Raw genomic sequence first — 13,671 nt, 5'->3', positions numbered from 1 at the left:
TGCCGCTTATTCGATCTCGAACAAGCCGTTCTTTAGCGGTACGTCAGCCAGACGTTGGCGCACGTCATCGTCGATACGCGGATCGTCCGGCTGGTACAGGCGCACCTGACGGTAGGCGCTGATGCGGTTGATCTCCGCGCCCAGGTATTCCCAGACCACGCGGGTGCAGGCCGGGCTGCGCCGGTCACCGCTGGAAACCCCGGTTTTCAGCCCGTTAAGCCGGGTAATGCGGCTCTTGTAGCTGGGGATGAGGATGGTCTGGCTCATCTCGTTAAGGGTCAGCGATTCGTAGTCCATCAGAAACAGCCGGTCCTGCAGCTGGAATGCAGCGCCCAGGTAACGGCAACGCACCCAGTCTTCGGCCTGCACGTCAGTGCTGGCCGAACGCTCCTGACGCTCCTGGCGCTCGAACAGGAAATCGCCGTCCTCCTCCCACAAATGCACCAGCGACAGCAGCACGGTGCCCGGCACCGACATGCAGTTGGAATATTCGAAGTAGTAGCCGCAATAGCGCGACAGGTTGCCGGCATGCGCGCGCAGCGGCTTGAGTAGCTCCACCAGTGCATCACTGCGCGTGCCGGCATCCTGACCCGGCGTGCGCGCGCCGATCAGGTCGGCGAACTGCTCGGCCGGCAGGCTCAGCTCATACGCCTCGACACCGAAGAAATCGCAGATACGCTTGAGGTTGTAGGCCGTCGGCCGGCTCTGCCCGCTCAGGTATTTATTGAACTGGGCACGGTTGATTGCCAGCTTGCGGCACACCTCGGCGATAGACCGGTAATGGCTGCACAACAGCTTGAGATTGAGCCCTAGGTAGTCGGACATGGCGGATTTCCTGGTGATGCGAGCGGCGCGATTCTAGCATCAACTCGCATCAGGTCGCCGCCACCCGCGAAATTGCACGATGCCCGCGTCTGCTCAACCATTCGGCCCCAGCCATATTTCCTTAACAGAACAACAAGAGAGACCTCACTGCCATGCTCGATATTCTCAACGACCTGATCTGGAGCAAGCTCCTGATCGTGATGCTGATCGGCCTTGGTCTGTACTTCACCATCGCCTCGCGTTTCGTCCAGTTCCGCTACTTCAGCAGCATGTTCCGCATCTTCGCCGAAGCCTTCCAGCGCCAGCCTGGCCAGCTCAGCTCGTTTCAGGCGCTGATGCTGTCGGTCGCCGGCCGCGTCGGCGCTGGCAACATCGCCGGTGTGTCGGTGGCGATCATGCTCGGCGGCCCGGGCGCGATCTTCTGGATGTGGGTTGTAGCCCTGGTCGGCATGGCCACCAGCTACTTCGAGTGCTCTCTGGCGCAGCTGTACAAGCGCCGTGAAGACGACGGCACCTACCGTGGCGGCCCGGCTTTCTACATCCAGCACGGCCTCGGCCAGCGCTGGTTGGGCATCGTGGTGTCGATCCTGTTGCTGGTGACCTTCGGCTTCGGCTTCAACGCCGTGCAGTCCTTCACCGTAGCCAGTTCGCTGCATGACACCTTTGGCCTGCCCACCATCGCCAGCGGTCTGATCCTCACCGTGGTGATCGGCCTGATCATCTTCGGCGGCATCAAGCGTATCGCCAAGTTCGCGGACGTACTGGTACCGGTGATGGCCTTCTCCTACATCGCCATGGCACTGGTAGTGATCGGCATGAACCTGGGCGATGTCCCGGCGGTGTTCGCCTTGATCGTGAAGAGCGCGTTCGGTCTGGAGCCTGCGTTTGCCGGCGGCATCGGCGCGGCCATCATGATGGGTGTAAAACGCGGCCTGTTCTCCAACGAAGCCGGTCTCGGCAGTGCGCCGAACGTTGCTGCAGTCGCCCAGGTCAAGCACCCGGCGGCGCAGGGTATCGTGCAGTCGCTCAGCGTATTTATCGACACCATCCTGGTGTGCACCAGCACCGCACTGATCATCCTGCTCTCGGGTGTGTATCAGCCAGGCAGCGAAATGGCCGGCGTCGTGCTGACCCAGACTGCTCTGGCCGCCGTTGTCGGTGAGTGGGGCCGGGTGTTCGTCAGCATCGCGCTGCTGCTGTTCGTGTTCACCACCCTGATCTACAACTACTACCTCGGCGAAAACGCCCTGGGCTTCTTCAGCAAGAAACGTGCACCGGTACTGGTCTACCGCGTACTGGTGGTGGCACTGGTACTCTGGGGCTCGGTACAGGATCTGGGCACGGTGTTCGCCTTCGCCGACGTGACCATGGGCCTGCTGGCCATCTGCAACCTGATTGCCCTGGTCCTGCTGTTCAAGGTCGGTCTGCGCCTGATGCGCGACTACGACAGCCAGATCAAGGCCGGTGTAGAGTCGCCGGTGTTCGACGCGAAGAACTTCGCCGACCTGGACCTCGACCCAGCAGCCTGGCCAAATGCGGCGCAAAACGCCCCGGCCAGCCATGCGGAAGTCAGCAACAGCGTGCACCAGCGCTAAGTCGCGACAACTGCTATGACAAACAGGGGGCTTGGCCCCCTGTTTTCTTATAAGAACAATGAAAGTACGGAGACCCCTGATGGGTTGTAGTAATCTTCTGGTGCTCTACACCGGTGGCACCATCGGCATGCAGATGAGCGCGGCCGGCCTGGCCCCCGCATCCGGCTTCGAGGCACGCCTGCGTGCCCAGCAGGCGCTGGAAACGCGTCAGCTACCCGAGTGGACCTTCCGCGAGCTGCTGCCGCCGATCGACAGCGCCAATATGAGCCAGAGCAACTGGCTGGCGATGGTCGCAGCGATTCGCAGCGGTATCGAGCAGGACGGTTGCGATGGCGTGCTACTGCTGCACGGCACCGACACCCTGGCCTACAGCGCCGCCGCCCTGAGCTTTCTGCTGCTCGGGCTTGGCGTACCGGTGGTGCTCAGCGGCTCGATGCTGCCGGCAGGCGCCGAGGGCAGCGATGCCTGGGGCAACCTGTTCGGTGCCATGCATGCGCTGCAGGCAGGCATACCGCCTGGCGTGCATCTGTATTTCAACGGCGAGCTGCTGCATGGCGCGCGGGTCAGCAAGCTGCGCAGTGATGCCTTCGACGCTTTCCACGTGCTCCCTCGTCAGCGCCAAAGTGCCCGCGCCGAGAGCATTCCGGCGAGCATCGACTACCGCCAAATGCGGCAACCGGTGAATCTGGCCGTGCTGCCGTTCTACCCCGGCATCCAGGCCAGCCACCTGCGCGCCCTGCTCGACAGCGGCGTGCAAGGTCTGCTGCTGGAGTGCTACGGCAGCGGTACCGGGCCGGCCGACGACGGCGAACTGCTCGACGTACTCAAGGCCGCCCATGAGCGCGGCGTGGTAATGGCCGCTATCAGCCAGTGCCCGCACGGCCATGTCGAATTCGGCGTGTATGCCGCTGGCAGCCAACTGGCCAGCGCCGGGCTGATTTCCGCCGGCGGCATGACCCGCGAAGCGGCCCTGGGCAAACTGTTCGCCCTGCTTGGCGCGGGCCTGAACCAGGCCGAGGTGGAACACTGGTTTGCCCTGGATCTATGCGGCGAGCGCGCGCAATAAATCACTGAAGCGGGCCCGGCAAACCGTTATAGTCGCGCCCCCTGCCGGATGGCACAGTCCGGCAGCCTCTTCAGTTATCCCGACCTACAAGGACGTATTGCATGCCATTGCTTCGCCTCGCCACTTTCCTGCTGCTCGCCCTGGCCATCAGCGGATGCTCCACCAAGGCCTACTTCAAGCTGCCCGAGCACAGCACCATCAGCGTCAACCAGCGCACCGAACAGCATCCGCAAGGCCTGGTGAAAACCCGCCCGTTCTTCTGGAACCGCACCGCTGGCGTGCCGTACCGCCTGACCAGTGCCACCGGCGAAACCCTGAGCGAAGGCAAACTGCGCACGCGCTTTCGCGTGGTATCGATCTTCTGGCCGCCCTACAGCATCATTTACTGGCCCATGGGCTTCGGTCAGCGCTGCTACGACCTGAGCAGCCATCTGCCGGCCGAATGCTCGCGTGAAGACCTGGGGATGCTGATCCAGGATTACCGCGCCACACGCTAATGGCATCAATTGCTGCAAACGGGGTCAGAACATCTACCCTGTTTGCAATGATTGACTGTACTCGCCTGCCAGAGAGGACATCCACGCCATGCCGATCCGCATTCCCGTCGAAATCCGTCCCGTCACCGACGCCGACCATGCTGCCTGGCTACCCCTGTGGCAGGGCTATCAACGCTTCTACATGACCGAGATAGCCGCCACGACCAGCGACATCACCTGGCAGCGCTTTCTCGATCCGGCCGAGCCGATGCACGCCGCGCTGGCCTGGCATGACGGCCAGGCGATTGGCCTGGTGCACTGGATCTACCACCGCTCGACCTGGACCAGCGGCGACTACTGCTACCTGCAGGATCTGTTTATCGCCAAGGACATCCGCAGCAGCGGTGCCGGCCGTCAGCTGATCGAGTACGTCTACCGCGAAGCCAAGGCCCAGGGCTGTTCGCGCACCTACTGGCTGACCCACGAGAGCAACAGCAAGGCCATGCTGCTGTATGAGCGCATCGCCGAGCGCTCGGGCTTTATCCAATACCGCAAGGTGTTCTGACGCACTGACCTTATGGTCAGAAATTCCGCCCTGCGCTCTTGCCGCAGGCAGATTACGGCGCTATCTTCTGCGCCACGCCCGGCCATCTGCGCCGGCCGCGCACCTGGATCAGCAGACAGGGTAAACACTGAGCTGGCTAACCTGAACCCACCTTCAGAGGAGCCAACTCAATGGCTGCTACACGTATCTGGATCAAGAACCCCCTCGCAATCTTCACCGCCGCCCATCCCTCCAATAGCCTCGACGCCGCCGGCGGCCTGGTGATTGAAGACGGTGTGATCGTCGAGCTGCTCAAGGCCGGCCAACAACCGTCGCAGCCGTGCAACCGCACCTTCGATGCCCGCGAGCATGTGGTGCTGCCGGGCCTGATCAACACCCACCACCACTTCTATCAGACCCTCACCCGCGCCTGGGGCCCGGTGGTCAACCAGCCGTTGTTCCCCTGGCTGAAAACTCTCTACCCGGTGTGGGCCCGCCTGACCCCCGAGAAACTCGCCCTGGCCAGTAAAGTGGCCCTCGCCGAACTGCTGCTGTCCGGCTGCAGCACGGCGGCGGATCACCATTACCTGTTCCCCGGCGGTCTGGAAAACGCCATCGACGTGCAGGTCGAAGCCGTGCGCGAACTGGGCATGCGCGCCATGCTCACCCGTGGTTCGATGAGCCTGGGCGAAGCCGATGGCGGCCTGCCGCCGCAGCAGACGGTGCAGGAGGGTGAAGTGATCCTGGCCGACAGCCAACGGCTGATCCACGACTACCACCAGCGCGGCGACGGCGCGCAGATCCAGATCGCCCTCGCGCCCTGCTCACCGTTCTCGGTGACCCAGGAAATCATGCGCCAGAGCGCCGAGCTGGCTGAAGAGCTGGACGTGCGCCTGCACACCCACCTGGCGGAAACCCTCGACGAAGAAGATTTCTGCCTGCAACGCTTCGGCCTGCGTACCGTGGATTATCTGGACAGCGTCGGCTGGCTCGGTCCACGCACCTGGCTGGCCCACGGCATCCACTTCAACCCGGATGAAATCGCCCGCCTGGGTGCAGCCGGCACCGGCATCTGCCATTGCCCAAGCTCGAACATGCGCCTGGCCTCGGGCATCTGCCCGACCCTCGACCTGGAAGCCGCGGGCGCGCCAATCGGCATCGGTGTAGACGGCTCGGCCTCCAACGACGGCTCGAACATGATCCTCGAGGCGCGCCAGGCCCTGTATATCCAACGCCTGCGCTACGGTGCCGAGAAGATCACCCCGGAACTGGCCCTCGGCTGGGCCAGCAAGGGCTCGGCCAAGCTGCTGGGGCGCACAGATATCGGCGAACTGGCGGTGGGCAAGCAGGCCGACCTGGCGTTCTTCAAACTGGACGAGCTGCGCTTCTCCGGCAGCCACGACCCGATTTCCGCACTGCTGCTGTGCGGCGCCGACAAGGCCGACCGGATGATGATCGGCGGCCAGTGGCGGGTCATCGACGGACAGATCGAAGGCCTGGATGTAGCCAAGCTGATCGCCGATCACCGCCAGGCGGCCAAAGAGCTGATTGCCGGGTGATAGCGGGCCCGGCAGCTGATCGGGCCAACCCCGCAACGGCTGGACAGGGCCACAGACGGCTGCTTAGTTGAGTGTTCAGGCCGCCGCCAACGGCGACGGTCTGATCCTCCGCCCTGCCTGGAGCCACAGCATGAACAGACTGCCCAGCCTTTTCGCCCTGTTAACCGTCAGCGGCATGAGCCATGCTGCCAACCTGCCGGCCTTCGAGGTCACCTGCCCAACCAATCTCAGCGTACGCGCCGAGGCCGGCGGCCCGGTGTATCTCAACGACAAAAAGATCGTCCTGCACAAGCTCAGCGAGCAGTTCTTCGAGGCCAAGGGCGAGGGAATAACCCTGTCCATCAGCCTGAATGCCGCAGGCACGCCAACGGTGTCCTACACCGGCAAACAAGGCGCCCATGGCATCTGTGAAAAGACCGAAGAAGAGGCACCCGACGAACCAGCCGAGCCAATGGCCGATTGATCCGTCATAGCCGCGATAGGTGCAGCGCCGTCAGAACACCGACCAGCCAATCCGCTCACTGAGCAGCTCCAGGGCCTTGATCCCGGCCAGGGAGTTGCCAGCAGCGTTCAGCTCCGGCGACCACACGCACACGCTGAAACGCCCCGGCACCACGGCGACGATGCCGCCGCCGACGCCGCTCTTGCCCGGCAGGCCGACACGATAGGCAAAGTTACCGGCTTCGTCGTACAGCCCACTGGTGGCCATGATCGCGTTGACCTGCTTGCTCTGCCGCGCACTGAGGATCTGCTGGCCGCTGTGCTTGCAGAAGCCATCGTTGGCCAGAAAGCAGAAGGCCCGCGCCAGGTCGACGCAGCTCATACGCAGCGCGCAGTAGCTGAAATAGCTGCGCAGCACCGCCTCGACATCATTGTGAAAATTGCCGAAGGACTGCATCAGATAAGCCGCCGCCGCATTGCGCGCGCGGTGCTGGTATTCCGACTCAGCCACGTGCCGGTCCACCACCACCTCGGGATTGCCGGCCAAACGCCGCACAAAGTCGCGCATCGACAGCACTGGCGCGGCAAAACGCGACTGGTTGATGTCGCAGATCACCAGAGCGCCGGCATTGATAAAGGGATTACGCGGCTTGCCCCGCTCGAACTCCAACTGCACCAGCGAATTGAACGGCTGCCCGGACGGCTCATGACCGAGACGCTGCCAAATCGCCTCGCCGGAATGCTCGATGGCCTGCACCAGGCTGAACACCTTGGAAATACTCTGCACCGAGAACGGCGTGTGTGCATCGCCGGCGCAGTACAGCTCGCCGTCGTTGCTGTACACCGCAATGCCCAGCTGATTGGCCGGCACACCGGCCAGCGCCGGGATGTAATCGGCCACCTTGCCCTGGCCGATCAACGGGCGGACTTGATCCAGAATTTCATTCAACAGCGCTTGCATGCTCAGGCTCGCCACAAGGTCCGAGCGCGCCTCGGACGATGGCAGATAGACGCTTGCCTCGCGGCGCTGATCACACGCCTAGAACTTTTCCGCGCGCAGCACTTCAACCTGGGCCAGGTAGCAGACCATGGCGTAGTTGGCGTAGTAGCGCGCCTGCAGGTGGCCGGCGATGCGCTCGGCGATATCACGGGTGCAGATGATCTCCACACGGATATTGCCTTCGGTGTCCCAGCCGGCGCTGCGCACGCCACGGCCACCACGACCACGGGCGTCGGAGATGGTCCAGCCCGGCGCGCCGAGTTGTTCCAGGTCAGCCACCAGTTTTTTCTCCAGCGCCGCTTCGCAAATCACGGTAAGCAGGGTGCGGATATGCGCGTCCATCTAGAGCCCCCAGGCGATCAGCTGTTCGGCCAGCATCAGGTACAACGGGATGCCGACGATGATATTGAAGGGAAAGGTGATGCCCAGCGACGCCGTCAGCGACAGCGACGGGTTGGCCTCGGGCAAGGCCAGGCGCAAGGCTGCCGGCACCGCGATATAGGACGCCGACGCCGCCAGTGTGGCCAGCACCGCTGTACCGCCGAGGCTCAGGCCCATAAAGCGGCCGAGCAGTGCACCGATCAGCGCACCGCACAACGGCATCAGCAAGGCAAAACCTAGCAGGCGCAGACCGAACTGCCTGAGCGCGCCGAGCTGACCAGAGGCGATCAGGCCCATCTCCAGCAGGAACAGCGCCAGCACCGGTTTGAACATGCTGGTGTAGAACGGCTCCAGCGGCTTGATCGCCTCCTTGCCGGCAATCGCACCGATGATCAGGCCGCCAAGCAGCAGCATGATGCTCTTGCCGAGAAAGATTTCCCGGCCCAGCTCACCCCAGTCGGTGTCGCGGGCAATGCCCTTGGCCAGCAGGATGCCAACCAGAATCGCCGGGATTTCCAGGATGGCGACAAACAGCGGCATATAGCTTTCGAACTCGATGCCCTTGGCCAGCATATAGGCCACCACCACGGCGAAGGTCCCGGCGCTGACCGAACCATAGTGCGCGGCCACTGCCGCCGCGTTGACCCGGTCGAAACCCAGGCCGCGCAGCACGGCAAAAGCCAGCAGCGGCAACGCCACCCCCAGGCCCAACACCCAGGCCGCCTGACCGAGCAACTGCCAGCTGGCTTGTTCGGCCAACTCCACGCCACCGTGTAAACCAATGGCCAGCAGCAGAATGATCGACAGCGTTTCATACAACGCTGGCGGCAGTTTCAGTTCGCTTTTCAGCAGACCGGCCAACAGGCCGAAGACAAAGAACAGCACCACCGGATCCAGGCTCACCGCGCATTGCTCCCGTATTGAACTGCCATTAAGACGCCTGCCGCGTCACCACCTGCTCGAATAAAAGGTCATGCCCCCACCACGCGTTGTGCTGATACCCGCAGTTTTGCCCAGTCTCCTGCTGAGAACAGCAGGCCCCTGCGCAGCGGGGCATAACCGAAAAGAAGGAGCCTTACGGCTCCGGGGACTCAGGCACTGGGCCTAAAAACCCTTGCCGGCGCAGCAAATGAGCCACGCTGGCGGTGTAAAAAGAAGCCCCAAAAAAGCCATTCAAATGCCTGTTCAAACAGCCGGGGCTTCCGAGGTTAACCTTCGATTTCCACCAGTACGTCACCCGGGTTGACCCGGTCGCCCTTGGCCACATGCACCGCTTTCACGGTACCGGCAATCGGCGCCTGCACTTCGGTTTCCATCTTCATCGCTTCGCTGATCAGCACCGCCTGGCCGGCCTTGACCACATCACCGACCTTGACCAACACATCGACGATATTGCCCGGCATGCTGGTGCTGACATCACCCGGCGCGCTGGCTTGCTTGCGCTTGCCGCTGGCACCCGCGACGAAATCATTCAGCGGCTCGAACACCACCTCTTCCGGCATACCGTCGATGGACAGGTAGAAGTGGCGCTTGCCATCGCTCTTCACACCAACGCCAGTGATGTCGACGCGGTAGCTTTCGCCGTGCACATCCACCACGAACTCGGTCGGCACGCCTTCGCCACCGGCCGGGGCCACGCCACCAGCCTCGGGAACCGGCAGCAGGACTTCCGGAGTCAGGGTGCCGGCGGCACGCTCTTCAAGGAACTTGCGCCCGATATCCGGGAACATGGCGTAGGTCAGCACATCTTCTTCGCAGGAAGCCAGGGCACCAATCTCTTCACGCAGCTTGGCCATTTCCGGCTTGAGCAGATCGGCCGGGCGCACTTCGATCACGTCTTCGCTACCAATCGCCTGCTTGCGCAGCTGCTCGTTGACCTTGCCCGGTGCCAGGCCATAACGACCCTGCAGGTACAGCTTCACCTCGTTGGTGATGGTCTTGTAGCGCTCGCCGGCGAGCACGTTGAACACCGCCTGGGTGCCAACGATCTGCGAGGTCGGGGTGACCAGCGGCGGGAAGCCAAGGTCTTCGCGCACACGTGGGATTTCCGCGAACACTTCATTGATGCGGCTCAGCGCGCCCTGCTCTTTGAGCTGGTTGGCCAGGTTGGACATCATCCCGCCCGGCACCTGGTTGACCTGCACGCGGGTGTCCACGGCGGTGAATTCGCTTTCAAACTGGTGGTACTTCTTGCGCACGGCATGGAAGTACAGGCCGATCTCCTGGATCAGCGCCAGGTCCAGCCCGGTGTCGTAGGGGCTGCCCTTGAGCGCCGCGACCATCGACTCGGTGCCCGGATGGCTGGTGCCCCAGGCGAAGCTGGAGATCGCCGTATCGATATGGTCAGCACCGGCTTCAATCGCCTTGAGCTGGCACATCGAACCCATGCCGGCGGTGTCGTGGCTGTGGATAAACACCGGCAGGTCGACGTCCGCTTTCAACGCCCGCACCAGATCGGCGGTGGCGTAGGGCGTCAGCAAACCGGCCATGTCCTTGATCGCGATGGAGTCGATGCCCATCGCTTGCATGGCCTTGGCCTGCTTCACGAACGCTTCGACGGTGTGCACCGGGCTGGTGGTGTAGGCGATGGTGCCCTGGGCATGCTTGCCGGCGGCCTTAACCGCCTCGATGGAGACGCGCAGGTTACGCACATCGTTCATCGCATCGAAGATGCGGAACACGTCGATGCCATTGACCGCCGCCTTGGCCACAAAGGCGCGCACCACGTCGTCGCTGTAGTGGCGATAACCGAGCAGGTTCTGCCCGCGCAACAGCATCTGCAGACGGGTGTTGGGCAAGCCGGCCTTGAGTTTGCGCAGGCGCTCCCACGGGTCTTCCTTGAGGAAGCGCACGCAGGCATCGAAGGTCGCGCCGCCCCAGACTTCCAGCGACCAATAGCCGACCTGATCGAGCTTGGCGCAGATCGGCAACATGTCATCCAGGCGCATGCGCGTGGCGATGATCGACTGGTGGGCATCGCGCAGGATGGTATCGGTGACGGTAATTTTTTTACTCATGATCTGATTCCTTCCCCTACAGGCCGGCGTGGGCAGCAATGGCGGTGGCGATGGCGATGGCCAGGTGCGACGGGTTGCGTTTGATCGAGTACTCGGTCAGCTCCGGGTGCGCCTCGACGAAACTGGTGTTGAACTGACCACTGCGGAACTCCGGGTTGCGCAGGATTTCCTGGTAGTAGGCCGCGGTGGTCTTCACCCCCTGCACGCGCATGTCATCCAGGGCGCGCAGGCCACGGGCCAGAGCTTCTTCCCAGGTCAGCGCCCAGACGATCAGCTTCAGGCACATGGAGTCGTAATAGGGCGGAATGGTGTAACCGGTGTAGATCGCCGTATCGGTGCGCACGCCAGGGCCGCCGGGCGCGTAGTAGCGGGTGATCTTGCCGAACGAGGGCAGGAAATTGTTCTTCGGGTCTTCGGCGTTGATGCGGAACTGCAGGGCAAAACCGCGGTGGATGATGTCGTCCTGCTTGATCGACAGCTCCAGGCCCGAGGCGATACGGATCTGCTCGCGGACAATATCGATGCCGGTGATTTCTTCGGTGATGGTGTGCTCCACCTGCACCCGGGTGTTCATCTCCATGAAGTACACCTCGCCCTCGGCGAGCAGGAACTCCACGGTGCCGGCGTTCTCATAACCCACGGCTTTGGCCGCACGCACGGCCAGATCGCCGATATAGGCGCGCTGCTCGGGGGTCAGCTGCGGGCTGGGGGCGATTTCGATAAGTTTCTGGTTACGCCGCTGGATCGAGCAGTCACGCTCGTACAGGTGCACGGTGTTGCCAAAGCTGTCGGCGAGGATCTGCGCCTCGATGTGCTTGGGATTGACGATGCATTTTTCCAGGAACACTTCGGCACTGCCAAAGGCCTTGGTCGCCTCAGAAATCACCCGTGGGTAGGCTGCTTCCAGCTCCGCACGCGAGTTGCAGCGACGGATACCACGACCGCCGCCACCGCTGGTGGCCTTGAGCATTACCGGGTAACCGATACGGTCGCCTTCGCGCAGCGCTTCAGCCAGGTCGGCAACGTTGCCTTCGGTGCCTGGGGTAACCGGTACGCCGGCCTTGATCATGCTGCGCCGCGCTTCGGTCTTGTCGCCCATGCGGCGGATGACCTCAGCGCTCGGGCCGATAAATTTGATCCCGCGTTCGGCGCAGATTTCCGCCAGCTCAGCGTTTTCCGAAAGGAAGCCATAACCGGGGTGCAGTGCATCGCAACCGGTTTCCACCGCCAGATTGACCAGCTTGCGTGGGTTCAGATAACCGGCCAGCGGCTCTTCACCGATGCTGTGCGCTTCGTCCGCGCGCTTGACGTGCAAGGCATGGCGGTCGGCATCGGAATACACCGCCACCGAGCGAATGCCCATTTCGGCGCAGGCTCGCACAATGCGCACGGCAATCTCACCGCGGTTGGCTATCAGAATTTTCTTGATCACGAGCCAGCATCCTCGATCACGTGAACAGGCAACCGGAAAAAACGGTCGACGTGTGACCGCAGTGGCGTGAGCGGTCATGCATTTAAGCTACGCCGGCTTAGCGATTAACCAAAATCAATATTTATTGGGTTTAGTATTAGCTAAGACTTATAGTTAAACGTCCAAGGCCCCAGCAAAGAGGTAATAAGCGTGCGTAAGTCATTGATGCGTATGACACTTCGCCAGCTTCAGGTGTTCCGCTCGGTATGCACCAACCTCTCCTACAGCCGCGCGGCCGAGGAAATGGCCCTGACCCAGCCCGCCGTCAGCCTGCAGATTCGCCAACTTGAGGAACTGCTCGGCCAACCGCTGTTCGATTACGTCGGCAAGAAGCTCTACCTCACCGAAGCCGCCGAAGCCCTGCAGCTGGCCAGCGCGGATATTTTCGGCCGCCTGGAAAGCCTCGACATGCAGCTGGCCGATCTGCAGGGCTCACTGCAGGGACAGCTGAGCCTGGCCATCGAGTCCAGCGCCAAGTACTTCGTTCCGCACTTGTTCGCCGCTTTTCGCCACGAATACCCGGAAGTCAATTTACAGCTGGTGGTCACCAATCACAGTCAGGCGCTCAAGCGCCTGAACGCCAACCGCGATGACCTGCTGATCATGTCGCGAGTACCGACGGACATGAATCTGGAGTTTCTGCCCTTCCTGAATAACCCGATCATCGCAGTCGCGCCGCCCGATCACCCGCTGTGCCAGCACGCACAGCTAAGCCTGCAGGACCTCACCGCCTTCCCGCTACTGATACGCGAAGCCGGCTCCGGCACACGCCAGGCCTGCGAGGAGTATTGCCACCAAAAGCGCGCGCACTTCCCCCAAACGCTGGAAGTCGGCTCCATGGAAGGTCAATGCGAAGGAGTTATCGCCGGCCTTGGCCTGGCTTTGCTGCCACGCCACGCGGTGCGTCGCGAGCTAGAGCACGGCCTGCTGCGCGAGCTGCCGGTGGCCGAGCTGCCGCTGCTGCGCAGCTGGTGCCTGGTGCACCCGCGCAGCAAATACCTGTCACCGGTGGCCCAGGCGTTTTTCGCCTTCGTGCGCGATCAGCGCAGCCTGATCAACGCCCTGGCTGAGCGTTTTGCCGCGCCAGCGCCTGCTTGCCCGCCAGGTAGTTGACCGCAATCAGTTCTGGGTAATCGGCCAGCTGTTGCTGTAACTGACGCTGTTCGGCGTAGCTCTCGATGGCACGGCGGTATTCCATGCGGCGCTGATCGAGCAGCTTGCGGCGGGTTTTGCTGTCGGTGCTTTCATGCGACTGCGCGTGATCCAGATAGCCAGACATAGGGGCAACTCCCAAGC

14 protein-coding genes are annotated in these 13,671 nt (G+C 62.6%); 7 read left to right on the top strand and 7 right to left on the bottom strand.

Annotated elements, in window-relative coordinates; translation table 11 throughout:
• Positions 1-6: 6 nt before the first annotated feature.
• A complete protein-coding gene (locus ACOCLD_RS03435) occupies positions 7-825 on the bottom strand; it encodes a helix-turn-helix domain-containing protein (RefSeq protein WP_257776500.1) in 819 nt (272 codons plus the stop codon).
• Positions 826-977: 152 nt separating this feature from the next.
• Here ACOCLD_RS03435 and ACOCLD_RS03430 point away from each other — a divergent pair, with 152 nt between their 5' ends.
• The 6 genes from ACOCLD_RS03430 (at position 978) to ACOCLD_RS03405 (ending at position 6,528) form a co-directional block, all read left to right on the top strand.
• Positions 978-2,420: an alanine/glycine:cation symporter family protein gene (locus ACOCLD_RS03430; protein ID WP_422910864.1), complete on the top strand. Its 1,443-nt coding sequence runs from the start codon at positions 978-980 to the stop codon at positions 2,418-2,420.
• A gap of 79 nt (positions 2,421-2,499) precedes the next feature.
• Positions 2,500-3,486: an asparaginase gene (locus ACOCLD_RS03425; RefSeq protein ID WP_422910863.1), complete on the top strand. Its 987-nt coding sequence runs from the start codon at positions 2,500-2,502 to the stop codon at positions 3,484-3,486.
• A gap of 101 nt (positions 3,487-3,587) precedes the next feature.
• Positions 3,588-3,983: a hypothetical protein gene (locus ACOCLD_RS03420; protein WP_257776497.1), complete on the top strand. Its 396-nt coding sequence runs from the start codon at positions 3,588-3,590 to the stop codon at positions 3,981-3,983.
• A gap of 88 nt (positions 3,984-4,071) precedes the next feature.
• On the top strand, positions 4,072-4,527 hold the full coding sequence (locus ACOCLD_RS03415) for a GNAT family N-acetyltransferase (RefSeq protein WP_422910862.1): 456 nt from the start codon (positions 4,072-4,074) through the stop codon (positions 4,525-4,527).
• Positions 4,528-4,697: 170 nt separating this feature from the next.
• Positions 4,698-6,065 (top strand): 8-oxoguanine deaminase, encoded by a 1,368-nt coding sequence (locus ACOCLD_RS03410; RefSeq protein WP_422910861.1) that lies wholly within the window; start codon positions 4,698-4,700, stop codon positions 6,063-6,065.
• Between the two features lie 130 nt (positions 6,066-6,195).
• A complete protein-coding gene (locus tag ACOCLD_RS03405; RefSeq protein WP_422910860.1) occupies positions 6,196-6,528 on the top strand; it encodes a hypothetical protein in 333 nt (110 codons plus the stop codon).
• 30 nt (positions 6,529-6,558) lie between these two features.
• Here the strand turns inward: ACOCLD_RS03405 and glsB are convergent, their stop codons facing one another.
• The 5 genes from glsB to ACOCLD_RS03380 all read right to left on the bottom strand — a co-directional run bounded on the left by glsB (position 6,559) and on the right by ACOCLD_RS03380 (position 12,336).
• Positions 6,559-7,467 (bottom strand): glutaminase B, encoded by a 909-nt coding sequence (gene glsB, locus ACOCLD_RS03400; protein ID WP_422910859.1) that lies wholly within the window; start codon positions 7,465-7,467, stop codon positions 6,559-6,561.
• A gap of 78 nt (positions 7,468-7,545) precedes the next feature.
• On the bottom strand, positions 7,546-7,848 hold the full coding sequence (locus ACOCLD_RS03395; RefSeq protein ID WP_160086172.1) for a DUF3240 family protein: 303 nt from the start codon (positions 7,846-7,848) through the stop codon (positions 7,546-7,548).
• A complete protein-coding gene (locus ACOCLD_RS03390; RefSeq protein ID WP_422910858.1) occupies positions 7,849-8,790 on the bottom strand; it encodes a sodium-dependent bicarbonate transport family permease in 942 nt (313 codons plus the stop codon). It abuts the gene before it with no gap.
• Positions 8,791-9,095: 305 nt separating this feature from the next.
• Positions 9,096-10,904, bottom strand: coding sequence for a sodium-extruding oxaloacetate decarboxylase subunit alpha (gene oadA, locus ACOCLD_RS03385; protein ID WP_257776489.1), 1,809 nt, complete (start codon positions 10,902-10,904; stop codon positions 9,096-9,098).
• Positions 10,905-10,920: 16 nt separating this feature from the next.
• Entirely contained in the window at positions 10,921-12,336 is a 1,416-nt protein-coding gene (locus tag ACOCLD_RS03380; protein ID WP_422910857.1) for an acetyl-CoA carboxylase biotin carboxylase subunit, read from the bottom strand.
• Between the two features lie 189 nt (positions 12,337-12,525).
• Between ACOCLD_RS03380 and ACOCLD_RS03375 the strand changes: the two genes are divergently transcribed.
• Positions 12,526-13,488 (top strand): LysR family transcriptional regulator, encoded by a 963-nt coding sequence (locus ACOCLD_RS03375; RefSeq protein WP_308219285.1) that lies wholly within the window; start codon positions 12,526-12,528, stop codon positions 13,486-13,488.
• Here the strand turns inward: ACOCLD_RS03375 and ACOCLD_RS03370 are convergent.
• Complete coding sequence (locus tag ACOCLD_RS03370; RefSeq protein WP_257776487.1) at positions 13,430-13,654, bottom strand: PA3496 family putative envelope integrity protein; 225 nt, start codon at positions 13,652-13,654, stop codon at positions 13,430-13,432. The genes ACOCLD_RS03375 and ACOCLD_RS03370 overlap by 59 nt on opposite strands.
• Positions 13,655-13,671 lie beyond the last annotated feature (17 nt).

Source organism: Pseudomonas cimarronensis, assembly GCF_049331905.1.
Taxonomy (GTDB): domain Bacteria; phylum Pseudomonadota; class Gammaproteobacteria; order Pseudomonadales; family Pseudomonadaceae; genus Aquipseudomonas.
Note: the sequence above shows the minus strand (reverse complement) of the source record. Positions and strands in the feature narration are given on the sequence as shown.